A 23,910-nucleotide genomic window follows, 5' to 3' on the forward strand; every position below is an offset into this window, starting at 1 on the left:
CAAAGCTTTCAAATGATAGCAGAACTCCAAGAATACTATTCTAGCACTCCTTTACAAAGTGGAGGATATTTTTTTGATACAGCACCCAATACCAATCCTTTCATATCTTTTCGTCAGAGATTCCCTTTATTGGCTAGCAGGATTGAATCAACAAGTGTTTTTTCAACTACCCCTCTTCGTGTGGACGAAACGAGGCATACAAGGACAAGGAGGACAGCTTTGGCTATGTCTATGGCAATATTACCACAATATAATTGGTATCCTTCAGATTTGGCAACAACACAAGATAGTATTCGTAGCACTATAGAAAGTCTTTTTAATGCACCAGTAGGATCAATGTGGTTTTTTGTTGTTGTCAGGCAAAATGCTCAAGGAACGGGTATGATTGCACATGCTCAGCCTATTTTAAGGACTCAAGATGGTTTAGTAGTGATCCCTACTGCTATGCCTCAAATTACTTTGCAAGCTTTTAGAAATTCTCTTGTGCCAGCTACTAATGTTGATGGCGTGATGGATCATATTAGTTTAAATGGAAGCAGAATCCTTTATTCATTTACCACTTTTCAAATGACAGGAATTTATGAGAATCCATTTAATATTACTTTTTCTCAAAATAATTGCACCGGAGAAGGAGAAGATAGGAGAGGGAGCGGAAGGGAACCAAGAAGTATATTAGTCAATCAATGCTTGAGTGGAAGGTGTTTATTACAATGATATATTTAAAAATATTTTTCGTGTCAATTATTTTTAAATTCTTTAGGAAATGATATAAAAAATGTTATAAATAGCTTGATCCTAAGCCAGCCTGAAGTCGTCTGCACGGGAGTGTTAAAGAGTTAGCCAATAGTGGGGCTACGATTGCCCATCCTTAGGTTAAGGGAACTGGCTACTCTTGTTTTAAATCTTTTTACTACTTTTTCATAGGGGATGTTTAAGGGGATGGGATTTTTGTAAATAGAATTAAGTTTATATTGTTTGAGCGTTTTTTATATCTTTTTTAGCTTGTATTGTTTTTATTTGATTAAAATCTTTGTTTGAGGCTTTATTAGAAAACCTTGCTTTATTGTGTCTTGAGGTTTTTAGACTTAAAGCATAGTTTGTATGTCTTGTATTTCTTGCTATCCGTATGGCAAAGTCTAAAGCATCTGAAAGGTCATCGTATTTGGATTTTGTATAAGTATCTAGCTCTAATCTTAGCTCATAGCAGTTTTGTTTAATCAATATATTGCCATCATTTAAGAGGGGTGATAAGGTATCTAGCCTTAGTTTTTTATTGAGCGTTTTTAATTCTATGACTGGGATTAAGCCTAAGTCTTTCTTTTGTATCAAATATTTTTATACACTCATTGCATAAAGCTTTTTTCGTTCGCTTGAGCTACCGATATTGAGTTGTTTGCGATATTTTGTGATAGTCCTTCTTACCATTTTGAGCTCAAATTTTTCTTCAATGGATTGAAGGATTTTAAGATCGCTTAAGGGTTTTTTTTGATTTTCATTTCGGATAAGATCAGTGATAAAATCTTTAATAGAAGCATTAGATGTGTCACCATCAACTGCAGTCGTAAAAAAGCTTTTGATGGGTAAAATACCTTTGGAGCATTCAAGATATTTGTTTGAAATGGCTCGAGAAATAGTACTTGGAGAATGTCCAAATTCATCAGCAATGTCTTTTAAACGCATAGGTTTCATTTCGCCACCCTTAAAAAAATCGTATTGATATTCAACTATCATCAGACCAATTTTTTGGATTGTTTGTTTGCGCATATCAAGGGCATCTATCAGATCTCTAGCTTCTTTGAGTTTATTTTTTAGGTATTGGGTGGAATCTTTTACCTTCATATCTTCAATCACTATGCTAGGGTAAAAATCATCATTTAGCCGGACTTGTATTTCTCCATCATTTTCTATGACTAAAATATCTGGTATGATAAAAACATCTTTTTGGCTGAATGCGATAGCAGGTGGATTTTTGAAAGTCCTGATAATCTTCATAGCTTCTTGATATCCTTTAAAATTGCTATAATTTTTATGATTGCAAAGGTCATTGATGATTTTTGTGCATAACAAGTATATTTCATCATTAATATCAGAGCAATCTTCTAGCTGGAACAAAAAAGATTCCGTAATATTTTTTGCTCCTACTCCTTTAGGATCAAGATAGGCAAACCTCTGTCTAATTTTTTGATATTGCTGTGTTTCTACACTTAGATTTTTTGCCTCTTCTTCCTCGTCGGCTTCAAAATATCCCTCTTCATTGATATTCTCGATAATGTTTAAGGCAATTTTTGTAGAAATTTCGGTAGGAAAAAGAGGGGGTAATATTTGCTCATATAAAGTTTCATAAAGACTTTTTTCTGCAATGCTTAAAGACTCTATTTTGTCACTGATAGAATTTTTAACCGGTGAATTTGGGTAAGGTTTTTTTAGTCTGGAACTAAAATCTTGCACAATAGAACTCTGAAGACTAATATATGGATTTTCTTTAGCATATTCATTGATTGTTTCTTCAATTTCAATGACGCTGCTTTGTAAAATTGGGAGCCAACTTTTTAAAGTAGCAGAAAGCTTGGTTTTGATGTTTATATTTTGTCTTAGTTTAGCTCCTTGTGCCATTTTATACCTTGAAGTTTTCGCCTAAATAATATTTCCTTACTAGAGGATTTTGATATATTTGTTCACTATTCCCGCTTGCAAGCAATGAACCACTCTTTATTACATAAGCACGATGACAAACTGATAGGGTTTCCCTTACATTATGATCTGTTATTAAAACACCAATATTCAAAGAAACGAGTTGTTGTATGATTTTTTGAATGTCAATAACTGCAATGGGATCTACTCCTGCAAAAGGTTCATCAAGTAAAATAAACTTAGGATCTTTTATCAATGCCCTAGCAATTTCTACCCTCCGTCTTTCACCACCACTCAGACTCAATCCTTTTCGATGACGGATTGGAGTAATGTTAAAAGCTTCTAGCATTTGCTCTATTTTATTCCTAGCTTCCTTAGTGCTTCTAAATGAACTCTCTGCTGCTAAAGCTAAATTGTCTTCTACGGTCAAATCTTTAAAAATACTTGATTCTTGCGGCAAGTAACCAATACCCATATTTGAACGTTTATGCAAAGGATATCCGGAAAGATCAATATCATTGAGAAAAACTTTTCCTCCACTTGGCTGTAAAAGACCACATATCATATAAAATGTAGTTGTTTTACCTGCTCCATTGGGTCCTAAAAGCCCAACCACTTCACCACTTGCTACTTCTATAGAGATATCATAGACAATTTTGGTTTTTTTAATTTGTTTGCTAAGATTTTGAGCTTTGAGTGTGTCCATCAAAATATCCTATAAATACGATGATTATCTTGTTTGATGAGTTCAATAATACAAACATTGTATCCATTTTCTTTCAATAGGATTTCTAGTTTTTTATCCCCCCATTCTACAAAATGCACACCATTATTTTCAAACCATTCTAAAAGACCTAAATTTAAAAGCTCTTCTAAAGGACGTTGATAAAAATCATAATGATAAATATCTTTATATTGATGTATTAAGTTGAATGTAGGAGATGTAACAAGTTCATTAGGATAAATAGATTTAGTATAAGCTTGCACAAGTGTGGTTTTGCCGCTAGCTAAATCCCCTTGTAATAAAAAGATTTTAGATGAATTGTGTTTCTTCAAGTGTAAAATAATTTTATCCAAAGTATTTATATCAGCACAAATTTCTACCATCAATATTCCTTCTTATCTTGTAAGGGGATCATTTTTGTGGCACCTAAATGAGTTTTAATATTACGGATAAGCTCTTTATTTTCTTCTAGAAATATTTCTTCAGAACTTTTTGGAATATTTTCTGCGATAGTTTCTTTGGATTCTTTTTTTATTGATGAGGTTTGTTTTGATAAGGACAAATCCTCAATTTTTTCAGTTTGAGTAGAATCTTTAGGGGCTTGTATAGGGTTTATTTTAGTGGAAATGCCATAGATTTCTTGAACCATCATTTTAATATGAGCCCAATTTTGCACCAATATAGATTTATCTTCTCCTGTAGCCATAGAACTCCAGATTAAATTCGAATCTTGAAAAGATATGAATTTAATATTTTTTTCAAAAATCTCCCCTAATTGTTTATTGCGATCGTATATTTTTGCGATCAGTGTTTCAAAAAGACTATTTTTTGGAGATGGAGCCTCTGTAGGTGCCAAATCTTGATTTTGAATATCTTGATCTGAAGGAGATTCTTGGGGTTTTTTTGAATTTGGAAAAGAAAGATTTGACTCTAGTTCTTTTATCATAAAATCAATATCTTTTACTTTCATTGCTTCTTGCATTTTCATGCTCAAAAGCAGCAAAACAAAACCTCCATCTGTATTCAAACTTAATAAATATTTGCTTTCAGATAAAATACGCAAAAATCTATCAATAATGATGACAGAAAAATCTTTATCTTTAATCCGTAAAGCTTCCTTTAAAAAAAGCATCATTTCATCAATGATCATTTCGCATTCATATTCTTCTAGCATATTTAAAATCTCTTGAAGTTTTTGTTCATCGTGTTTGAAAATCGCATTAAAAAATTCTCTGAGGGTTTGAGGATCGACAACACCAAGCATTTCGGTAACTTTTAGGGTAGCAATGTGTTTATTGCAAAAATTAATAGCTTGGTCAGTAATGGTCAGCGTATCTCTCAAACTACCCGCTCCGCTCCTTGCGATAATTTCTAAGGCTTGAGCTTCATAGGCTACGCCTTCTTTGTCTAGTATCCTTCCAATATGGGCTACCACAGCTTTTTGAGGGATCTTCTTGAATCTAAAATGTTGAGTCCTGCTTAGTATCGTAGCAGGTAATTTCAAAGGATCTGTGGTTGCTAAGATAAATTTAACATAATCAGGAGGTTCTTCAAGTGTTTTTAAAAGTGCATTAAACGCTTCTTTGGTAAGCATATGGACTTCGTCAATGATAAAGATTTTATACCTACCATAAGCAGGATAGTATTTTGTCTGTTCAATCAAATCCCTAATATCATCAATTTTTCTACTTGAGGCAGCATCCATTTCGATGATATCTAGATGACGACCTTCAAGTGCAGATTTACAATTTACACATTCTCCACAAGGAGTGCTTGTTGGACCTTTATCGCATTGTAGGGCACGAGAAAAGATTCTAGCTGAGCTTGTTTTCCCACTTCCTCTAAGACCACTAAAAAGATAGGCATGTGAGATGCGAGAATGATCCAGGGCTAAAGAAAGTGTTTGAGAAACACTTTCTTGACCTATCAAATCACCAAAATCTACAGGACGATATTTCAATGCTAAAGCAAGAGCCATCATAGACCTTTATTAAAATAATAATTTTTTATTTTATATCATTTTAGCTATGAAACAAATCAAATCAAGATGTTTGTAAAATTTTTTGTTCAGTGATAGGCAATATGATTAATGCACTCACAATCAATACAGTCCCACAAATCATAAAAAGCCAAAAATACCCTTGTAAAAATGTGATCCAATAAGCAAAAAGATAAGAAAAGATAGCTTGAAAGATTCCAAAGGCAAAAGTTAGTTTGCTAGAACTGGTTGTAAAATGGTTTTTGCCACAAATATGCAATGCCATAGCATTGGTTAGCGTGACATTGCCTGTAGTTGTAAAACCCATCAAAAATATACTGATATTCAACCATGTCAAATCAATACAATAAGCTGCGATAAAGCAAGATAATGCCTTTAATCCTAATACAATCAAATGAGCATTTTTCAAACCAATTTTATCACTCAAAAAACCACTTCCTAAACTCCCAAAAGCTGCTCCAATACCAAAAAATGCCCAAGATATACCTGCAATGGCTGTTGAAAAATGCAAATCACGGACCAAATAATCTACCCAAAAAAGGGTATGCCCCAAATAACCAACCGCATTAAGGACATAAGAAGCAATGAGTAGCCATAGAAAAAAAGGGATTTTAAATTTATCAGTTTGATTAGATGAAGTCTTTTTAGCAGGATTCAATACAGGAAGGACATAAAATGAAAAAGCACAAGCAATTAAAGCAATACCCCCCAAAACAACCCATACACTATCAATGCTATGTCTAGCAATAGAAGGCAGAACAAAACCACTTGCGACTGCTCCAATACCAATACCAGCAAAAACAAATCCGCCAATTTTGCCTTTATGCCTTTCGTTTACAAAAGGCAAAGAAAGAGGAGCGGCTAAAATCATCAGTGCAGAGCTAGCCACCCCAGCAACAAACCTCCAAAACCATGCCCAAATAAAAGGAAAAGATTCGACCATGCAAGCAAAGAAGCTTAAACTTATGAGCAAAAAACTCATTTTGGCAATCATCTCTAAACTCAAATAAGATTTCAGCACATCAACCAATACGCTACCAAAAATATACCCCACCAAAATAGCAATACCAAGTTGATAACTCTCTGTTTGAGTAAACCTGCCAGAAATAATCATAATAGGAATAAGAACCACATAACCAAAACGAGCCAAACCATTAGCAACAAATGTAGCTAAAAAACAAGCAAAAATTCTAGTTTTCATTGCTTGGCTCCTTTAAAAAAGTATTCACAGCAATATCTGAGTCACGCAAAAAAGTAGAACCAATAAAAGGACGAGGTAAAATAAAAGTATAAAATTTAATTCCTTCAGTAGGTAGACCTAATATGAATAAATTTTTTATAATCTTATTATCAAAATTAATTGAATTAAAATTTTCATCAATATTAAAACATTCCAATTCTAAATTTTCATTTTTAAATTTACTTGCCAAATTGTTTTTAATCAGCGATGATAAGCATAAATCATTCTTGATTTTCAAAGAATCAATCCTTGCTTCAATCAAAATAAACCTCTTGGCCCAAAACCTACAATAGATATATTTAACATAGCCATAATTCCTTAATTTATTTTAATAGTTATTCATTATATTACTTTTTTAGATAATATTTAATAATTAATTTTTATTTAATATTATTTACTATCTATTTATTATCATTTAATAATTTTTTATTTCATTTAGAATAATAAAGGAATAAAAAATGCCTTTTGTGAATATACGAATCACTCAAGAAAATGGAGAACCGACTGTCAAACAAAAAGAAGAGTTGATAGAAGGCGTTACTGATTTATTGGCAAAAGTTTTGAATAAAAATAAAGCTTCAACTGTTGTTATCATTGATGAAATTCAAACAGATAATTATGGGCTAGGTGGTAAAAGTATCACTGAAGTCAGGAAAAAGCAATAGTTTATCCACTCCTTTCCTCTCTTTGTCGCGACTTTGATATATGATGATTATTTAATTAATATATTTTATTATATAAAAATATATATTATTAAAGGTTTATAATTTCTAGTATAATTACATACTCAAAAACACAAACTAAACAACTGGAGAACAAAATGAAAAAACTAACTATCTTAGGAAGTATTGCAGCTTTTTTGACTATAAATGCTTTTGGTGCAAGCAATCAAGAATTAATCCAAAAGGCTAAAGATTCAGGACTTGAACCTATACCCACTGGAAAAGCACTCAAAGAATACCAACTTAAAAAAGCTCAAGAAACAGATTTGGCCACTGGGTATAATCCTAAAATGACAGATACTCAGATTGAATTAGGCAAGAAACTTTATTTTGACCCTAGACTCTCAAAATCTAATCTTATTTCTTGTAATACTTGTCATAATCTCGCATTGGGTGGTGTGGATGTCGTCCCTGTAGCGATTGGTGAAAAATGGCAAGCAAATCCACATGGTTTAAATTCTCCAACTGTCTTTAACTCTGTTTTTAACACTGTCCAATTTTGGGATGGTAGGGCAAAACATTTAGGTGATCAGGCACAAGGACCTATCCAAAATCCTGTAGAAATGGGAGCAAGCTCTAAACTTGTGGTTGATAAAATAACTTCTATTCCTGAATATGTTGATGAATTTAAAAAGGCATTTGGCAATAAAGTAAAGATTGATTTTAAGCTCATTGCTGATACGATAGCTATTTTTGAAGAAACTTTAGTTACACCAAGTCGTTATGATGATTTTTTACGTGGCAATCCAAAAGCACTTAGCAAAGATGAACAAGAAGGATTAAATGTATTTATTGATAAAGGATGTACTGCTTGCCATAATGGCATCAATTTAGGAGGTACAATGCAGCCTTTTGGAGTTGTCAAGCCTTATAAGTTTGCTAATATAGGAGATTTTAAAGGTGATGCTAATGGTATGGTAAAAGTCCCTACGCTTAGAAATATTGCTGAGACAATGCCTTATTTTCATAATGGTCAATTTTGGGATGTAAAAGATGCAATCAAAGAAATGGGAGCAATCCAGTTAGGTATCCAAATTACAGATGCAGAAGCGAAAAAAATACAAACATTTTTTGATTCATTGACTGGAACAAAACCCCAAATTATTTATCCTATTTTGCCTCCTGTAACAGACAAAACACCCAAGCCAAGTTTTTAAAGTTCAATATTTGGCTTATTTGATTGGTTCAAATATTGACCCTTTTGCTCGGTAAACTGTGTTGATGTATTGAACCTGATGTTTATCAATGAGTTCTGAAAAAAATTTATTGATTTTAGGGTCTTGTAAATCAAAAAACATTTCCACACCAATAGCAGTAGAATAATTAACCCAATCATAACGTAAATCACTGCTGAGTAAGGCTCCATATTCAATTAATTTTTGATTGGTATTGCCAATGGCATTGAGTACATAAAAATTCTCTCTATCTTTTGGTTGGACAAGCATCAAAATTGAAGGATTGTAATTGATTTGTGTGGAGAGGATTTTAATAGGTTTTTTCTTTGAGAATCCTAATTGAGAGAGCATAAGTCCACTTTTGACTACAGGGGTATTGAGGACAATAACGCTATTTTCTAAAAAATCTTCTTGGGTTTTGAGGTTTTTAGCAAATGTAGCTGCTTGTTGTGCATTTACAACATCTTTATAAATTACATTAGAATCTAATCTATCTAAAATATCCCCTAATATCAAACCAACAGGGCTATCATCATCATATTCTACTATCGGATTATCTGTCGCAAGTGTAGTGATGATTTTCATTTGTGCTTCATAATCTATCCCGCCAAAATATAGATTTGGAGGTAATTTTGAAATATTTTGAAGTTGATTTTTATTTACTGTGGGGATATAAGTGGGTAAGCTTATATAAGTACCTTGTATAAAATTTTCAACACCTGCTTGGGTCAGTATTGCAACTACGAATTCATATTTTTCTCTTTCAATCTTGCCATAAGCCTCATTTAAGTCTTGGACTTCCTCCCCGCCACTATCAAATACTTTGAAGTCAAAGTCTCCTCCACGTGTCATTAAATATGCCAAAATCGTATCAATTGTTGCTACTGAATAGCGTCCAACAATCTTTTTTGGCACAAGTAAGGCAATCTTTATTTTCGAGCTTTTTTTCTGCTGATACATTGAGCTTTGCATGAATGAATCAATTTCGCCTAAAGCTACAGCTAAATTAGCTCTAAGTTCTATATTCTGGGTATCTTTTTTAAATTTTGATACAAATGAAAATATTTTTCCATTAGTATAAAGCTTTTCTAAACATTTTTCATCACATTTATCTGTTGAGATGTCTACTACTTCTTGTTTTGGTAAAGGTAGTGGTGAGATGATATAGCTACGTGCAAAAAGTTGAGTATCAATAAAAACAAACAAAAAAATAAAAATTGTCCATTTTTTTTTCATAATACTTCCTTCTTTAGAGCTAAAAAATGAGTCAATGTTTCTTTTTTTAGAGAAGGATTTTTGAGTAATTGATTCAAAGAATATGTCGCCAAAATTTTTTTTCCTTCGTGTGAAAAAATTTTTCCTAAATACTCTCCAACATTCAATCCATAAAAATGTTGCAAAACTTTCTCTCCCATTAAAATCATTATTTTAATATTTTTAGAGATGACCTGCTCATTCAAATATCGCTTGCAGATCAAAACTTCAGTATCAGTAATTTTTAAATTATTTTCATTGCATTTTATCAAAGATAAGACTCCATATTCAGAGATATTCAAGCAAAAAACATTCGAAATGATATCTTGAAGCATTTTTGAACTTTTGTTTTGCAAAAATATTCCAAAAGGATCTACGACAGGTAATTCAGTAATGAAAATAATTTTTGCAACAGGGGGTAAGATACCAAAAGTAGGTTTGGCAGTTTTACTCCTATCACATAATGTGCAGTTAAAAATTGTATCTTGAAGTGAACTGCTTGGGATTTTCATATCTTTTTCATTAGGTTGTAGATTGATGTTATCTACAAATTTTATACCAAAAATTTTTTGATAATATAAAAACCTGAGATGAAAAGCCTTTTGGATATTTTGCATGATTTAAAAAATTAATTTTTATTTTTTTTATACATATGAGGATTGATCATATTTTGAGGATCGAAAATTTTATTAAGCTGTTCTTTGCTCAGCAAACCTTTTTCTAAGGCAATATCATAAACACTTTTACCAGTATTAAGCGATTCTTTAGCAATGGAGGCTGAATTTTCATATCCAATATAAGGATTTAGAGCAGTTACAATACCAACACTGTGTAAAACAAAATTGCGACAAATTTCTTCATTAGCTGTAATGCCATCAATGCACTTTGTAGCGAGTGTAACCATAGCTCGATTTAGCATCACAATAGAATTAAATAAACTATAAGCAATAACAGGTTCAAATACATTCAGTTGTAATTGTCCTCCTTCTGCTGCCATAGTTACGGTAATATCATTTCCAATTACTGCAAAACAAGCTTGATTTACCACTTCAGGAATAACTGGATTAACTTTACCTGGCATTATAGAACTTCCTGGTTGCATTTTAGGGAGATTGATTTCATTAAAGCCTGCCCTAGGACCAGAACTCAATAACCTCAAGTCGTTGCAAATCTTAGAAAGCTTGACTGATACCCTTTTAAGTACACCACTGATTTGCACATAAGCACCTGTGCTTTGGGTTGCCTCTATCAAATCTACTGCTGTAATAAAAGGTCTTCCAGTGACTTCTTGAATCTTTTTTTCTACAATACCTTTATAGTCAGGGTGTGAATTGATGCCTGTTCCAATTGCTGTACCACCTAGATTGATAATCCGAATCCAATTCCTTGCGTCCAAAACGCGTTCAATGTCTTTGTTTATCATCATTTCAAATGCTTTAAACTCTTGACCTAGTGTCATTGGTACTGCATCTTGAAGCTGTGTTCTGCCCATTTTTAAAACATCCTTGAACTCTTCTGCTTTCTTTTCAAAAGAATCCTTGAGGATTTTCATTGATTCTGTCAGACCACTAAGTCTTTCATACAGAGCAATTCTAAGGGCTGTAGGATAAGCATCATTGGTTGATTGTGAAAGGTTTACATGATCATTAGGATGACAATGATGATATTCTCCTTTTTTGTATCCCATCAATTCAAGGGCGATGTTAGCTATTACTTCATTTGCATTCATATTTGTGCTTGTTCCAGCACCACCTTGTATCATATCAACAACAAATTGATTGTGATATTCCCCATTAATAATTTTGTCACAAGCTTTGCAAATTGCATCTTTGATATCGGCATTGAGTAATCCAAGCTCATGATTGGCTAAAGCAGCAGCTTTTTTTACCTGTGCTAAAGCATTTATGAATACAGGGTAATCAGAAAGCTTTTCGTTAGTTATGTGAAAATTTTCTACAGCACGAAATGTTTGTATTCCATAATAAACATCATCATCAATTTCTAATTCACCAATAAAATCATGTTCTTTTCTTGTTGACATTTTTAACTCCTGATATTTTTAATCATTAATCATTCAAATAAAAATGATTATAGCAAACAAAATTAATAAAAGGTTTTATTTTAATTTAAAATTATTTCTGAATATTGTTTTAGGCGTGATTTGTTTATTTTATTCTTATATCAGTTTTCTTTCAGTCGTAAAATATCTGCCCCAAGTCCACATAATTTTTCTTCTAGCCCTTCATAACCTCTATCAAGATGATATATACGATGGATTTGGGTTTGACCTTGTGCAACTAAGCCTGCTAATACTAATGCTGAAGAAGCCCTCAAATCTGTTGCCATTACATCAGCACCAATGAGTTTTTCGCCTCCTGTGATTTTGGCAACATTTCCTTTTAAAGAAATTTTTGCACCTAATCTTTGCAGTTCGCTTACGTGCATAAAACGATTTTCAAACAAACGTTCTTCAATGGAACTACTTCCTTCACATTGTGTAGCCAAAGCCATAAATTGAGCCTGCATATCAGTAGGGAAACCCGGATATTCTGTTGTAATGATTTCAAAAGCCTTTCTTTTATTTGCAGGTTTGATACATAAAATATCATCTTTTTCGGTAATGTTAAAACCAATTTCTTTAAGCTTACCGATGATAACTTCAAGGTGTTTAGGGATAATATTTTTCAAAATAATTTCAGAATTGCTAATGGCTCCTGCACACAAATAAGTCCCTGCTTCAATGCGATCAGGGATGACCTCAATTTCTTTAAATTCAAGTAATTCCCTATCGCTTCCACGTATATAAAGTTCATTGCTTCCAATGCCTTTTATTTCAATGCCAGCAGTTTGAAGTATTTCACAAAGCTGTATGACTTCTGGCTCTTTAGCTGCATTGATAATCCTAGTTTCACCATGTGCTAAAGCTGCAGCCATCAGGATATTTTCAGTACCTGTTACGGTGATTTTATCAAATATAATGTCGTTTCCTTTAAGTCCATTTGGTGCTTTTGCAACGATATAGCCATTTTCTATAGATATGTTTGCCCCCATTTTTTCCATAGCTTTGATATGTAAATCTACAGGTCTTGCTCCAATTGCACATCCTCCAGGAAGACTGACTTCACATTTTCCAAATCTAGCTAGTAGGGGACCTAATACCAAAATAGACGCTCGCATTTTTCTTACAATATCATAAACTGCTTTTGTGTGGATAATCCTATCAGATTGAACTAAAAGTTCATTGGCATTTACCCATTCAATTGTGGAACCTAAATGTTCTAAAAGTTTTGCCAAAGTCTTAACATCTGCAACATCTGGTAAGTTGGTTATCTTTAAAAGGTTTTTGCACAATAAAGTAGATGCTAAAATAGGTAATGCTGAATTTTTTGCTCCTGATATTTTAATCTCACCTTTGAGAGGTTTGCCTCCTGTGATTTTTAAATAGTCCATGATTTGCCTTTTTTGATGATTATTTTTTTAATTTATTTGAATTTTGAGTTTTAGGGGTTGATTTTTGTAAAAGCACCCAAATAAAACCTCCAATTAAAATAGGCATTGCACATAAAATCGCCAATAACCAAAAAAATATATAGAACCAAACATCATACATTTTTAAACCTTGTGATATAAAGTGTGATAAAAATCATTGGTTGCTTGCACAAAACCATCAATACTACCGCAATCATAACGTTTGCCTTCAAATTTGTAAGCAAGCACTTTTCCTGCTTTTGCCTGTTGTAATAGAGCATCTGTGATTTGGATTTCACCTTTTTTGCCCGGCTTAGTAACCCTTAAAATATTAAAAATATCTGGCGTTAAAATGTACCTACCGATCACTGCTAAATTGCTTGGGGCTTCTTGTGTGGAAGGTTTTTCTATCATGTTTGAAACTTTATAAACACCTTTTTCTATTTCTTCTCCTTCTATGATTCCATATTTATCTACATTCTTTGGTTCTATTTCTTCAATGGCTACAATTGAGCAATGGTATTTTTCATATAATCTAACCATTTGAGAAAGAACACCTTTGCCATTAGGGTTAGCACACAAATCATCAGCTAGGACTACTGCAAATGGATCTTCTTGACCAATAAGAGTTTCTCCTGTTAAGATTGCATGACCTAATCCTTTCATTTCGTTTTGACGAGTATATGAAAAAGTGCAAGCTTGAATTAAAGTCCTGATTTCATCTAGATAATTTTCTTTATCTGTACCTTTAATTTGATGTTCTAATTCATAGCTAATATCAAAATGATCTTCAATGCTCCTTTTGCCTCTGCCTGTTACTATTGCCATTGTGCAACATCCTGCTTTAAGTGCTTCTTCTACTCCATATTGTATTAAGGGTTTATTTAAAATAGGTAGCATTTCTTTAGGCATTGCTTTTGTCGCAGGTAAGAATCTTGTGCCATAACCAGCTGCCGGAAACAGACATTTTTTTATCATTTTTTGTCCTTTGTATAAATCAGTGTTTTTTCAAGGAATTTTTCTATATTTATTTTACGACCAAAAAGGTCTTCGTAAATAATGTAGTTAGCCATCACTTTCATTCCATAAAATCTTGATTCTTCATAGGGTAAAAGTTCCATACTCAGCCAGGGTTCATATTTCCTGCCTTTTAAAAATAATTCATTTTTTGCTAATAATCTCCTTAAAAAACCCGGACCTCCATTGTAAGCATAAGATACAAATAATGGATGTTGGAATTCTTCTTTAAGGCTATTAAGGTAATGATTGCCAAATTTTAAGGCAATTTTTGGATCAAACATATCACTAAGCTCAATATTTTTTAAATTCATTTCTTTGGCAAATGGCAAAACATTAAAAGGCATTATCTGCATAATGCCTAAGGCATAAGAACGTGAGATAAGTGCTGGTAATAAATGGCTCTCTTGTCTTGCTATTGCATACACCATAGATTTTTCATCATCATCCATTGAAGACATAAGTTTTTTATAGGGAGTTATAAAATAATTCACTTGATATTTAGTTGCACGATTGAGAAAATAAACAAGGTGAGGTAAGGTTTTTTCATACTCAAAATATTGTAAAATTTTTTTATATTCTCCATCGTCTTTGACAGCAAAGATATTATCACGTAAAATCTGCCATTCAAATGGGTCTTTGATGTTAAAATCTGGATTTTTTGAGCTTATATTATCAAAAGCAGATATTATTTGGTATTTTGGTTTAGTCTGAAGTTTTTGGTTGGCATAAATAGAAAAAATATCAACAAAAATACTATCAGAAAGTTGTTTCAAAACAGTTTTATTTTGGCTAATGAGGTATTGCCAAAATAAAGCCCTATCCCTCATAAATGGATCAATTGCTGCATTTTGAGATCTTTGAAAATACAAAAGTGCTTTTTTGTCATTATGATTTAAAATTTGATTGATCCCAAGTAAAAAAAATGTATTAGTATCAGATTTAGTGATATTTGCTTTTGAGAGCGATTTTTTAAAAAGTTCAAATCTTGAATCAAGGATAATGGTATGGAGCATTTTATTAAAAATTACATTATTTTGATTGGCTAAATTTTCTAGTTTTTTATGAGGGATTGATTTGTTCAGTAATTCTAATTTTTGCAGATAAGTAAGCCCATTGAATATCATTCCAAAATTTTTTGCTGAAGTTTGCAACATTGATTCTAAAACATTTTTGCTATGAAGTATTTTGATTTGTTCGAAAAGTGAAGGATTAATAGGTTTTACTTTATTGAGTATTGAATCTATATCTTTAGTAGAAAACTTGAAAATATCAGAGAGTTTTAATCCATAACTAAGGCATTCACCATCTTCATTGATGAGTTCTTCAAAATTTAGATTTTTACAAAAAATATCTTTTGGCATTTCTGTGATAACACCTTTAGTTTCCATAGCTTTTTGGATTCTAGGTGTTTTATTGAATACCAATTCATAAGCTTTTTTTGCTTGTTCGATGGTAGTTTTTTCATCAGAAATATACTGCCAGATATAAAAATCCCTCACAATACCTTCAGGCTTATCCTGAATAAATTTTAAAGTAATGCTTTTTCCTGATAAAAAACATACCAAACAAATGAAGATAATTATTTTTTTCATCGTAATTTTTCAGCATATTCAAATAAAATTCTTACCAAAGTAAGGTCTAAAAATTGTAGGATAATAATAATAATTAAAGGAGTAAAATCTATTCCTTTATAAATCAGGGGGATTTTTTTCCTTATTTTTTCATATACAGATTCTGTTAGTTTGTAAAAAATTTGAACAATTGGATTATAGGGATCAGGACGTACCCAGCTGATTAAAGTGGCAATAATTACTACCCATATATACAGTGTGATGAGGGTATGTAAAATAGTTGCTATTGCACTTAAAATACTACTAAAAATCATTCTTCTCCTTTTATTTGTAATATTTTTTTTAAATAGAATCTCAAGTATGGGTATAAGCTGTTCAAATCAACACCATGAGATTCACCACTCAAAAGAATCCTAAGTGGTTTAAAAAATTTTTTACCCTTAAGGTCACTCCTTTGCATTGCTTCATTTTTAAATGTTTCGTATTGATTTAAGCATTCTGTATTTTCTGCTTCCATTGCACAAAGGACTTTAAAGAGTTTTTTACATTCTCCTTCAAAGCTTTCTCCTTCATATTCTGCCATTATATTTTTAGGTGAAAAAATCATATCAATTTTTTTTCTGATTTCATTTAATGTGCTTGCTTCTTCTAAATAAAGCTTTGCGATAGCTCCAATGGTAATATCTTTGCTGTTTAATAATAAAGCAATTTGATTTTCATCAAGCTTTTTGAGATGTTCACGATTGATATATCGCAAACGTTTGATGTCAAATTTTACAGGAGATTTTGCAATATGGTTAATATCAAACCATTTTAGTGCATCTTCAAGGCTAAATATTTCTACAGGCGTCTTGTTGCCCATACTGATAAGATAGTTTATAATTGCTTGAGGTAAAAAACCTTGTTCTAAAAGCCAGTTTACACTTGAGGCACTGTCACGTTTACTCATTTTTTTACCTGTTTCCCCAAGTATGATTGGTAAATGGGCATAGCCAATCTCCTTATCATAATCCAAAGATTTTTGCACTAAAATCTGTTTGGGGGTGTTGCTGACATGATCTTCTCCACGAACAATAAAATCAATATTATAAATCATATCATCACAAGCACAAGCAAAATTATAAGTAGGTATACCATCTTCTCGTAAAATAACAAAACTATCCAGTTCGTTAGGTGCAAATTCTAAATCTCCTTTAATCGAATCATTAAAGCAAATAGGCTCATCACTACCTTTTAATCTAATAACAGGATTGGGATTTTGAGATTTTTGAATTTCTGCCCATGAATTGTCATACCTAAAAGGAATTTTTAGCTCAAGTGCTTCTTGTTTTTTTCTTTCTAAAAACTCTTTAGTGCAATAACAATAAAAAGCTTTGTTTTTTTTGATAAGATAATCAGCAAAATTACGATGTTTTGGAAAATTATGACTTTGATAAATCAATTCATCCCATAAAAGTCCAAAAAGATTGAGTGTAGAAAGTATCTCTTTATCTTTACCCTCAATATTGCGAGATAAGTCAGTATCTTCAATTCGGATTAGGAATTTCTTATCTTTTTGCTTAGCAATAATATAGTTAAAAATGGCAGCTCTAAGATTGCCAATATGCATATCTCCTGTAGGAGAAGGAGCAAAACGAAGCATAACAATTAAACCTTCATGTGTGAGCTATATTTTGGTTATTTTACCAAAATACTACCAATCAAAACATTTTTAAAAAATCTTTAGTATTAAAGTTATCATAAGAAGTTTTTGAAACTTCAGGTTCAAAAATCTTTTGATCTGAAATCCCCTTGCTTACAAGTATTAGTGTATTTTGGACTTCTAATTTCTTATCTTCAAGATAATTGATGAAGCTACTATAACCCTCTTTTTGTATCAGAGGTGTAGGGTTTGGCACTTCTATATCAATAGATTTAGAGTCTATTTGAATACTTAAAGTTGTATTAAATAGCTCCATTCCCATGAAAGAACATTTATCAATGATTTCATTAATTTCTTTTAACACAATAGATTCTAAATTTTTGAAAGTAGGATCTTTTGGTTCATCTTCAAGGAGTATTTTTTGTGCTTGCAAAATAATTTTATGAAGTGCTATATCAATAATTTGGAGTGCACCTATGAATTCATTAGCACTTTTTATATCTTCACCAAATTTTTGGATTTTTCTAGTTTTATTCAGGCAATCACCTCTAATATCTTGATTGTCTATCTTATCAATTCCTTCCAAATGTTTTTTGAATGTTGCGAGTATATCTTTATCAAACATTAGATGCACCTTTGATTGAAAATAGTTTTATATCATTTTGAAAGCATATTTTGTTCCAAGCTTTTCGATATAATCAACAAAAAATTTTATAAACAAAGGTAATCTTTGAAAAAATCAATCATCGTAGCTATATTTTTTGTAATAGGATTTGCAAAAACCCTCCCTCCAATAGACTTTGATATTATAAAAATGCAAACAAGTCCAGATTCTCCAACTCTTTTACTCATGGGAGGCATACAGGGAGATGAGCCAGGCGGATTCAATGCAACAAATATATTTTTAATGCATTATAAAATCCTTAGTGGAAATGTATGGGTAGTGCCTGTCTTAAATAAACATTCTATGCTTTTAAATCATCGTGGTTTGTATGATGATATGAATCGTAAATTTGCAGCCATTTCACCTAAAGACCCTGAATATAAGCTTATAGAACGTATCAAAAAGCTTATTATTTCTAAAGAAATTTCTGCAATCCTTCATTTGCATGATGGAAGTGGATTTTATCGTCCATCGTATGAAAATACACTTATGAGCCCCAATAGATGGGGAAATTGTTCAATCATAGATCAAAAAAATCTTGAAGGTATTAAATATGGAAATCTTGAAGAAATTTTAACTAATACCACAGGATATATTAATCAAAATCTCATTAAACCTTTGCACAAGTACTATATCCGAAATACTCACACAGCAAAAGGTGATAAAGAAATGGAAAAAGCATTGACATTTTTTGCCATTAAAAATAATAAACCTGCATTTGCCAATGAAGCTAGCAAATCTCTTCCTTTAGAACAAAGAGTATATTACCATTTACTTGCGATTGAGGGGATATTAAAAGAATTGGGCATTGTATATGAAAGAGATTTTAGCCTCAATCCAAATGCAATTTATCGTCTTATCAATGATAAGACTTTGAGGGTAAAAATTGATGAAAAGATTCTTTTGCCTTTATATGGACTTCGTCCAATCCTTAATTATTTCCCATTGCCTAAAGATATTAAAATAATTGATATTCCTTTGGATTCTAAAGCACATATTTTAGGATTATTGCCCAAAGATAATCAGGTATGGTTAAAATATGGGAATAAATTGATGACAAAAATGAATCCGGATTATTTAAATTTTGATGATTCGCTCAAACAAATAACTATTAAAATTGATGGGGAAGAAAAAAATATACCTATTCCTAGTATCATTGAAGTCAAAGAAAACTTTGAGATTTTACCTATAGAAGGTTATAGGGTAAATATCATTGGTTATGTCATCCCTAATGATAAATCGCTTAAGCCTAATGAAACAGGCATTGTTATTCACCATAAAGATTGTATATCAAAATTTTCTATTGATAAGGCTGGGAAGATATTTCGTGCTGAGATATACAAAGGGGATGATTTTAGTGGAATGGTGTTGATAAAATTTTTATAATATTATTTTGAATTCAAAATTAAAACCTTTTAAAAAGGTTTTATAATATTATTTTCTATTTTTTGCTGCGATTATAAAACGCAATGCATTGATTTTTATAAATCCGGCTGCATCTTTTTGATCATAAACATTATCTTCTTCAAAAGTACTATAAGCTTGAGAAAATAAACTATTTTGTGACTCTCTACCTGTGATAATTATATTGCCTTTGTAAAGTTTGAGGAAAACCTTGCCTTCAACTTTTTGTTGAGTTTTATCTATCAAGGCTTGCAATGCTTCTCTTTCGGGTGAAAACCAATAACCATTATAGATAAGAGAGGCATATTTTGGCATTATTTCATCTTTTAGATGGGCTTCTTCTCTATCTAGACAAAGAGATTCGATAGCTCGATGTGCTTTGAGTAAAATACTACCACCTGGAGTCTCATAACATCCTCTGGATTTCATCCCAACATAACGATTTTCTACTAAATCTAGCCTGCCTATGCCATGTTTGCCACCTAATTGATTCAGATTTTTTAGTAGATTTGCTGGGCTTAGGTATTGTCCATTTATACTGATAGGATCTCCAGCTTTGAATTCTATCGTGATAGATTCGGCTGTATCAGGTGCTTTCATTGGAGAAACGCTCCAAAGCCACATATTTTCTTCAGGTTCTTTTGAAGGATCCTCAAGCATTTGTCCTTCATAAGAAATATGCAGTAAGTTTGCATCCATTGAATATGGGGATTTTTTACCTTTTTTTTCTATCGGTATCCCTGCTTTTTCAGCGTATTCTAAAAGTTTTTCCCTTGAATTAAGCTCCCATTCTCTCCAAGGTGCAATGACTTTTATATCAGGATTTAGTGCATATGCTCCAAGCTCAAATCGCACTTGATCATTACCTTTTCCTGTTGCTCCGTGTGCTATTGCATCTGCACCTACTTTTTTACAAATTTCAATTAATTTTTTGGTTATTAGAGGACGTGCAATACTTGTTCCTAAGAGATATTCTCCTTCATAGATTGTATTTGCACGAAACATAGGGAATACGAAATCTTTTACAAATTCTTCTCTTAAATCTTCAATAAAAATATTTTCAGGTTTTATGCCTAGTTGTTTTGCTTTTTCTCCAGCTGGCTTAACTTCTTCTCCTTGCCCAATATCTGCTGTGAAAGTGATGACTTCACAATGGTAGTGATCCTGTAGCCATTTGAGGATCACGCTGGTATCTAGTCCACCAGAATAGGCTAGGACTACTTTTTTTATTCCCTTGCTTAAGTTGTTTGTCATTGTTTGCCTCGATTTTGAATTTTTATAGATTTTATCGAAAGTTGTATAAAAATTGATATACTCTAAAAGATATTAAAAAACTTAAGGATTTTTATGCAGGCTATTAATTGGATAGGGATTGGATTGTTGTTAGTGGTAGTGATATGTGCGATTTATAAAATATTTGGTTCAAAAAATTCCACAACAGGTTGTGGGTGTGGGGGAAAGTGTTCCAAACCAAAAGTTTACAAATCCGAAGGTAAAGATATAGAATCTTAAAGTTTAGTTTGGATTTTGAATACCGAAAAATATATCAATAGGGTAGTTTTTCCCCATTTTTTTCAGGTCAAGATATGCATTGATGATTAGAAAATCATTTTTTGAATGCAAGCTTAGACGTTCATTCACTGAGTCTATCATTTCTAAATCTAATAGGACATAAAGATAACTTTTTTCAGCATTTTCATCATTATCTGCTATGTATTCAAAATGTTTTAGCCACATATCAGGACTTAAAAATGGCTTGGCTTCTTTGGCTAATCTGAGATAGTTTATTTCGCCATAACCTGCTTTTTTACAAAGTTTAGCAATGGTTTCTCGATCTAGTGTTGTTCGATTTTGAGAATATGCAATAAAAAGTTCTTTGAGCATTTCTTTATCTAAAAAATTGATTGAGAAGTCTAATGCTTTTTGTATTTCTCTATCATTCCCTTTGATTGTTATTTGAGTAAAAGCATATTTTTTGAGTGCAAGATTAAATGTCCCTTTGAGGATTTCAATGCCAAATTTAATGTCTTTTTGTATTTTGTATTGGATATTTTTGATAAAAAACTCATTATCTTCAGATAGATTATATTTTTTGACATCCTGCTCATTTCCATCTTCAATTTGTTTGTATACATTAAAAAGTTTATCTATTTTATAGTAGGAACTATTTTGACTTTCAAGATTTGCTTTTAGTTCAAAACGAGAGAGTATTTTTGAGAGTAGTGCATAGTGATGATTTCTATAGTTTTGTTTAGTGAAAAATTTTTTTGTGTTTTGTTCAATTATTTGGTTTGTAATTTTTTCAAAATCTTTATTGTTATGATATTTTGCAAGTAATCCTCTTATCCACTCTCCTAAAAAGAATATCATAGAGAGTATGAAAAAAATCAAGATAACAATGGATATCCATATCGCAATAGGGAGATTCACAGATTCTGATTGATGTGGGATTTGCAAAGGGTAAGTTCCAGAATTGAGGCTATAAATATATGTCCCTACAGCAATGATAAAAAAAATGGTAAAAATAATATAATATTTGAACCTCATTTTTCTCCCTTAGTTTTAGATTTTTCGTGCAATTCTCGACAATTTATACAATATTTTGCATGTGGTTTGATTTTGAGTCTTTCAATATCTATCTCATCATCACACATTTCACAAATACCATAAGTTTTATTTTTGATTTTTTCGAATGAATGTATTATATCTTGTAATTCTAATTTATGTTTTTGTATCATTAAAAAGTCAAGCTCACCTTGTAAGTTTGCAGATACAATATCGCTTTCATCTTTTGGATTTATGGTGTTTAATTCCATCAGATTGTTATTCCTTAGATTGATATTAGAAGTGATTTCTTCTAATCTTTTTTGCAGTGTTTTTTCAAAGTATTTAAGACTTTTTTTATCCAATTGTATTCTCCTTTATTTATGGTATGGGTGGTGGTTGATGATGCTCAATACACGATAGATTTGTTCGCACAAGATAATTTTGACAATCTTATGACTGAAGGTCAAAGGACTCAAGCTTATGGGTAAGCATTTTTGGATAAAATCTTCATTAAAACCAAATGCCCCGCCAATAAAAAAATTAATTTTATTTTCATTGGTAAAAATTTTACTCAACTCAATAGTATCAAATAATTTACCTTTCGGATGTAGAGCAATATTTTTTCCTCCTGATAAAAATGGTAGGAATGTTTTTGTATAAGAATTTTGAGCTTCTTTTTGGGAGAATTTTTGGGCATTGATGATTTCATTATTCATCATATCTTTGATAAAAAGATTTGCTCCAAATTGTTTACATTGTTTTTGATAATGCAAGATAAAAGCGTCTTTATTGGGACTTGGTTTAGTGATCGAGTATAGGTTGTATTTCATTTGGGTTGAGCATTTTTATCAAATCACCTAAGGTTTTCCTGAGATTTTTTCTATCAATGACCATATCAATAAGACCATGTTCAAGTAAAAATTCAGAGGTTTGAAATCCTTTGGGTAAGTCTGTTCCAATGGTTTGCTTGATGACCCTAGCTCCAGCAAAACCTATCATTGCACCCGGTTCAGCAATAATAAGATCGCCTAAAAATGCGAATGAAGCACTTACTCCACCAAAAGTAGGGTCAGTGAGTAAGGAGATAAAAGGTAATTTTGCTTGAGAGAGCCTATTTAAGGCAGCACTTGTTTTTGCCATTTGCATTAATGAGTAGGTAGATTCTTGCATCCTAGCACCACCGCTTGTGGATATGATGAGTAGAGCTTGTCTTTTTTTAATAGCCCTATTGATAGCACGAACAATTTTTTCTCCTTCTACAGAACCTAAGCTTCCTCCCATAAAAGCGAAATCAAAAACTACAATTTGCAATGACACATGTTGGATGCTGCCTTCTCCAGATATAACTGAACTTGGGCGACCTGTTTTGGTTTCGTTTTTTTTAATTCTTTGTTGATAACTTTCTTTATCTACGAAATTGAGTGGGTCAATAGGACGTAGATTTTTATCATATTCAATAAAACTATCTTCATCGCATAGCATTGCTATGCGATCATTGGCAGAAATCCTAAAATGATAATTGCATTTAGGGCAGACTTGGGATTGGGATAAGACTTCTTTGTAATACATCAGTGCTGCACAGCCTGGACATTTTGTCCAATGGTTTGGTGTGTCTTTGTCTTTTTGTTGAGAGGATTTGCTTTCGTCTTTTTTGAGATTTTTTAAGAAATCTGCAAAGCCCATTTTTCTAATCCTTATTTTACGATTTGTAAAATCATATCAAAGATTTGCTTATTTCTACTTATTTATGAGTAAAAAATTATGACTATTAAATTCTTGCATGCAGATTATAAAATTACCTTATTGATAATATTGATAACACTTTTTAGAATCTATTATAAAAATAGGT

26 protein-coding genes are annotated in these 23,910 nt (G+C 31.9%); 5 read left to right on the forward strand and 21 right to left on the reverse strand.

The genetic code is table 11. The features are described from left to right. A partial coding sequence (locus BKH44_RS07165; protein ID WP_143428321.1) for a DUF1561 family protein occupies positions 1–714 on the forward strand: 714 nt, incomplete at its 5' end. Between the two features lie 252 nt (positions 715–966). On the opposite strand, the gene BKH44_RS07170 is transcribed toward BKH44_RS07165, so the two are convergent. The 7 genes from BKH44_RS07170 to BKH44_RS07200 form a co-directional block, all read right to left on the reverse strand. Continuing rightward, positions 967–1,329 carry a hypothetical protein gene (locus tag BKH44_RS07170; protein WP_095271798.1) on the reverse strand — a complete coding sequence of 121 codons (363 nt, stop codon included), beginning with the start codon at positions 1,327–1,329 and terminating at the stop codon, positions 967–969. A gap of 6 nt (positions 1,330–1,335) precedes the next feature. Next, positions 1,336–2,613, reverse strand: a complete 1,278-nt coding sequence (locus BKH44_RS07175; protein WP_095271801.1) for an RNA polymerase factor sigma-54 — start codon at positions 2,611–2,613, stop codon at positions 1,336–1,338. Between the two features lies 1 nt (position 2,614). Further along, positions 2,615–3,337, reverse strand: a complete 723-nt coding sequence (gene lptB / locus BKH44_RS07180) for an LPS export ABC transporter ATP-binding protein (protein ID WP_095271804.1) — start codon at positions 3,335–3,337, stop codon at positions 2,615–2,617. Then, positions 3,337–3,738 carry a tRNA (adenosine(37)-N6)-threonylcarbamoyltransferase complex ATPase subunit type 1 TsaE gene (tsaE, locus tag BKH44_RS07185; RefSeq protein WP_095271807.1) on the reverse strand — a complete coding sequence of 134 codons (402 nt, stop codon included), beginning with the start codon at positions 3,736–3,738 and terminating at the stop codon, positions 3,337–3,339. Before tsaE ends, lptB begins: the two co-directional genes overlap by 1 nt. Then, positions 3,738–5,333 (reverse strand): DNA polymerase III subunit gamma/tau, encoded by a 1,596-nt coding sequence (locus BKH44_RS07190; RefSeq protein ID WP_343217639.1) that lies wholly within the window; start codon positions 5,331–5,333, stop codon positions 3,738–3,740. Before BKH44_RS07190 ends, tsaE begins: the two co-directional genes overlap by 1 nt. A gap of 64 nt (positions 5,334–5,397) precedes the next feature. Continuing rightward, positions 5,398–6,555 carry a YbfB/YjiJ family MFS transporter gene (locus tag BKH44_RS07195; RefSeq protein ID WP_095271812.1) on the reverse strand — a complete coding sequence of 386 codons (1,158 nt, stop codon included), beginning with the start codon at positions 6,553–6,555 and terminating at the stop codon, positions 5,398–5,400. Beyond that, entirely contained in the window at positions 6,545–6,832 is a 288-nt protein-coding gene (locus tag BKH44_RS07200; RefSeq protein ID WP_180674143.1) for a hypothetical protein, read from the reverse strand. The genes BKH44_RS07195 and BKH44_RS07200 overlap by 11 nt, the downstream gene beginning before the upstream one ends. 220 nt (positions 6,833–7,052) lie before the next feature. Here BKH44_RS07200 and BKH44_RS07205 point away from each other — a divergent pair, with 220 nt between their 5' ends. Beyond that, complete coding sequence (locus tag BKH44_RS07205) at positions 7,053–7,259, forward strand: 4-oxalocrotonate tautomerase family protein (RefSeq protein ID WP_095271817.1); 207 nt, start codon at positions 7,053–7,055, stop codon at positions 7,257–7,259. A gap of 155 nt (positions 7,260–7,414) precedes the next feature. Further along, the gene (locus tag BKH44_RS07210) at positions 7,415–8,473 is read left to right on the forward strand and encodes a cytochrome-c peroxidase (RefSeq protein WP_095271820.1); all 1,059 of its coding nucleotides are present in this window, start codon (positions 7,415–7,417) and stop codon (positions 8,471–8,473) included. A gap of 15 nt (positions 8,474–8,488) precedes the next feature. Here the strand turns inward: BKH44_RS07210 and BKH44_RS07215 are convergent, their stop codons facing one another. The 9 genes from BKH44_RS07215 to BKH44_RS07255 form a co-directional block, all read right to left on the reverse strand. Beyond that, positions 8,489–9,727 carry a hypothetical protein gene (locus BKH44_RS07215; protein WP_095271823.1) on the reverse strand — a complete coding sequence of 413 codons (1,239 nt, stop codon included), beginning with the start codon at positions 9,725–9,727 and terminating at the stop codon, positions 8,489–8,491. Further along, positions 9,724–10,257 (reverse strand): uracil-DNA glycosylase family protein, encoded by a 534-nt coding sequence (locus tag BKH44_RS07220; RefSeq protein WP_180674144.1) that lies wholly within the window; start codon positions 10,255–10,257, stop codon positions 9,724–9,726. The genes BKH44_RS07215 and BKH44_RS07220 overlap by 4 nt, the downstream gene beginning before the upstream one ends. Before the next feature lie 116 nt (positions 10,258–10,373). Next, positions 10,374–11,786, reverse strand: a complete 1,413-nt coding sequence (gene aspA, locus BKH44_RS07225; RefSeq protein ID WP_095271828.1) for an aspartate ammonia-lyase — start codon at positions 11,784–11,786, stop codon at positions 10,374–10,376. 140 nt (positions 11,787–11,926) lie between these two features. Continuing rightward, positions 11,927–13,195 (reverse strand): UDP-N-acetylglucosamine 1-carboxyvinyltransferase, encoded by a 1,269-nt coding sequence (gene murA / locus BKH44_RS07230; protein WP_095271830.1) that lies wholly within the window; start codon positions 13,193–13,195, stop codon positions 11,927–11,929. A gap of 162 nt (positions 13,196–13,357) precedes the next feature. Then, positions 13,358–14,191, reverse strand: coding sequence for a UTP--glucose-1-phosphate uridylyltransferase GalU (gene galU, locus BKH44_RS07235; RefSeq protein ID WP_095271833.1), 834 nt, complete (start codon positions 14,189–14,191; stop codon positions 13,358–13,360). Beyond that, positions 14,188–15,825, reverse strand: a complete 1,638-nt coding sequence (locus BKH44_RS07240) for a lytic transglycosylase domain-containing protein (protein ID WP_095271835.1) — start codon at positions 15,823–15,825, stop codon at positions 14,188–14,190. Before BKH44_RS07240 ends, galU begins: the two co-directional genes overlap by 4 nt. Beyond that, a complete protein-coding gene (locus tag BKH44_RS07245; protein WP_095271838.1) occupies positions 15,822–16,118 on the reverse strand; it encodes a YggT family protein in 297 nt (98 codons plus the stop codon). Before BKH44_RS07245 ends, BKH44_RS07240 begins: the two co-directional genes overlap by 4 nt. Continuing rightward, entirely contained in the window at positions 16,115–17,446 is a 1,332-nt protein-coding gene (gene gltX / locus BKH44_RS07250; protein ID WP_095271840.1) for a glutamate--tRNA ligase, read from the reverse strand. The genes BKH44_RS07245 and gltX overlap by 4 nt, the downstream gene beginning before the upstream one ends. Positions 17,447–17,504: 58 nt before the next feature. Continuing rightward, the gene (locus BKH44_RS07255; RefSeq protein WP_095271842.1) at positions 17,505–18,071 is read right to left on the reverse strand and encodes a flagellar FLiS export co-chaperone; all 567 of its coding nucleotides are present in this window, start codon (positions 18,069–18,071) and stop codon (positions 17,505–17,507) included. A gap of 105 nt (positions 18,072–18,176) precedes the next feature. Here BKH44_RS07255 and BKH44_RS07260 point away from each other — a divergent pair, with 105 nt between their 5' ends. After that, positions 18,177–19,496, forward strand: a complete 1,320-nt coding sequence (locus BKH44_RS07260) for a M99 family carboxypeptidase catalytic domain-containing protein (protein WP_257842621.1) — start codon at positions 18,177–18,179, stop codon at positions 19,494–19,496. A 48-nt stretch (positions 19,497–19,544) separates the two neighbouring features. Here the strand turns inward: BKH44_RS07260 and BKH44_RS07265 are convergent, their stop codons facing one another. Continuing rightward, the gene (locus BKH44_RS07265; RefSeq protein WP_095271844.1) at positions 19,545–20,768 is read right to left on the reverse strand and encodes an argininosuccinate synthase; all 1,224 of its coding nucleotides are present in this window, start codon (positions 20,766–20,768) and stop codon (positions 19,545–19,547) included. 93 nt (positions 20,769–20,861) lie between these two features. Between BKH44_RS07265 and BKH44_RS08845 the strand changes: the two genes are divergently transcribed. Beyond that, entirely contained in the window at positions 20,862–21,026 is a 165-nt protein-coding gene (locus BKH44_RS08845; RefSeq protein WP_180674145.1) for a hypothetical protein, read from the forward strand. A gap of 3 nt (positions 21,027–21,029) precedes the next feature. On the opposite strand, the gene BKH44_RS07270 is transcribed toward BKH44_RS08845, so the two are convergent. The 4 genes from BKH44_RS07270 to accD are packed head-to-tail and all read right to left on the reverse strand — an operon-like array spanning position 21,030 to position 23,744. Then, entirely contained in the window at positions 21,030–22,061 is a 1,032-nt protein-coding gene (locus BKH44_RS07270; protein WP_095271847.1) for a hypothetical protein, read from the reverse strand. Further along, the gene (dksA, locus tag BKH44_RS07275) at positions 22,058–22,423 is read right to left on the reverse strand and encodes an RNA polymerase-binding protein DksA (RefSeq protein WP_143428322.1); all 366 of its coding nucleotides are present in this window, start codon (positions 22,421–22,423) and stop codon (positions 22,058–22,060) included. The genes BKH44_RS07270 and dksA overlap by 4 nt, the downstream gene beginning before the upstream one ends. Positions 22,424–22,435: 12 nt before the next feature. After that, on the reverse strand, positions 22,436–22,891 hold the full coding sequence (locus tag BKH44_RS07280) for a 23S rRNA (pseudouridine(1915)-N(3))-methyltransferase RlmH (protein WP_095271849.1): 456 nt from the start codon (positions 22,889–22,891) through the stop codon (positions 22,436–22,438). Continuing rightward, the gene (accD, locus tag BKH44_RS07285) at positions 22,863–23,744 is read right to left on the reverse strand and encodes an acetyl-CoA carboxylase, carboxyltransferase subunit beta (RefSeq protein ID WP_095271852.1); all 882 of its coding nucleotides are present in this window, start codon (positions 23,742–23,744) and stop codon (positions 22,863–22,865) included. Before accD ends, BKH44_RS07280 begins: the two co-directional genes overlap by 29 nt. Positions 23,745–23,910: the final 166 nt, after the last annotated feature.

Source organism: Helicobacter sp. 13S00477-4 (assembly GCF_002272785.1).
Taxonomy (GTDB): domain Bacteria; phylum Campylobacterota; class Campylobacteria; order Campylobacterales; family Helicobacteraceae; genus Helicobacter_J.

Bases quoted from the DNA above. Each gene is read 5' to 3' on its own strand.
- BKH44_RS07175 (WP_095271801.1), bottom strand. From the start codon at position 2,613: ATGGCACAAGGAGCTAAACTAAGACAAAATATAAACATCAAAACCAAG.
- BKH44_RS07270 (WP_095271847.1), bottom strand. From the start codon at position 22,061: ATGAGGTTCAAATATTATATTATTTTTACCATTTTTTTTATCATTGCT.
- BKH44_RS07255 (WP_095271842.1), bottom strand. From the start codon at position 18,071: ATGTTTGATAAAGATATACTCGCAACATTCAAAAAACATTTGGAAGGA.
- BKH44_RS07210 (WP_095271820.1), top strand. From the start codon at position 7,415: ATGAAAAAACTAACTATCTTAGGAAGTATTGCAGCTTTTTTGACTATA.
- galU (WP_095271833.1), bottom strand. From the start codon at position 14,191: ATGATAAAAAAATGTCTGTTTCCGGCAGCTGGTTATGGCACAAGATTC.
- lptB (WP_095271804.1), bottom strand. From the start codon at position 3,337: ATGGACACACTCAAAGCTCAAAATCTTAGCAAACAAATTAAAAAAACC.
- accD (WP_095271852.1), bottom strand. From the start codon at position 23,744: ATGGGCTTTGCAGATTTCTTAAAAAATCTCAAAAAAGACGAAAGCAAA.
- BKH44_RS07215 (WP_095271823.1), bottom strand. From the start codon at position 9,727: ATGAAAAAAAAATGGACAATTTTTATTTTTTTGTTTGTTTTTATTGAT.
- BKH44_RS07265 (WP_095271844.1), bottom strand. From the start codon at position 20,768: ATGACAAACAACTTAAGCAAGGGAATAAAAAAAGTAGTCCTAGCCTAT.
- BKH44_RS07220 (WP_180674144.1), bottom strand. From the start codon at position 10,257: ATGAAAATCCCAAGCAGTTCACTTCAAGATACAATTTTTAACTGCACA.
- BKH44_RS07195 (WP_095271812.1), bottom strand. From the start codon at position 6,555: ATGAAAACTAGAATTTTTGCTTGTTTTTTAGCTACATTTGTTGCTAAT.
- BKH44_RS07280 (WP_095271849.1), bottom strand. From the start codon at position 22,891: ATGAAATACAACCTATACTCGATCACTAAACCAAGTCCCAATAAAGAC.
- aspA (WP_095271828.1), bottom strand. From the start codon at position 11,786: ATGTCAACAAGAAAAGAACATGATTTTATTGGTGAATTAGAAATTGAT.
- BKH44_RS07240 (WP_095271835.1), bottom strand. From the start codon at position 15,825: ATGAAAAAAATAATTATCTTCATTTGTTTGGTATGTTTTTTATCAGGA.
- BKH44_RS07190 (WP_343217639.1), bottom strand. From the start codon at position 5,333: ATGGCTCTTGCTTTAGCATTGAAATATCGTCCTGTAGATTTTGGTGAT.
- murA (WP_095271830.1), bottom strand. From the start codon at position 13,195: ATGGACTATTTAAAAATCACAGGAGGCAAACCTCTCAAAGGTGAGATT.
- gltX (WP_095271840.1), bottom strand. From the start codon at position 17,446: ATGCTTCGTTTTGCTCCTTCTCCTACAGGAGATATGCATATTGGCAAT.
- BKH44_RS08845 (WP_180674145.1), top strand. From the start codon at position 20,862: ATGCAGGCTATTAATTGGATAGGGATTGGATTGTTGTTAGTGGTAGTG.
- tsaE (WP_095271807.1), bottom strand. From the start codon at position 3,738: ATGGTAGAAATTTGTGCTGATATAAATACTTTGGATAAAATTATTTTA.
- BKH44_RS07205 (WP_095271817.1), top strand. From the start codon at position 7,053: ATGCCTTTTGTGAATATACGAATCACTCAAGAAAATGGAGAACCGACT.
- BKH44_RS07245 (WP_095271838.1), bottom strand. From the start codon at position 16,118: ATGATTTTTAGTAGTATTTTAAGTGCAATAGCAACTATTTTACATACC.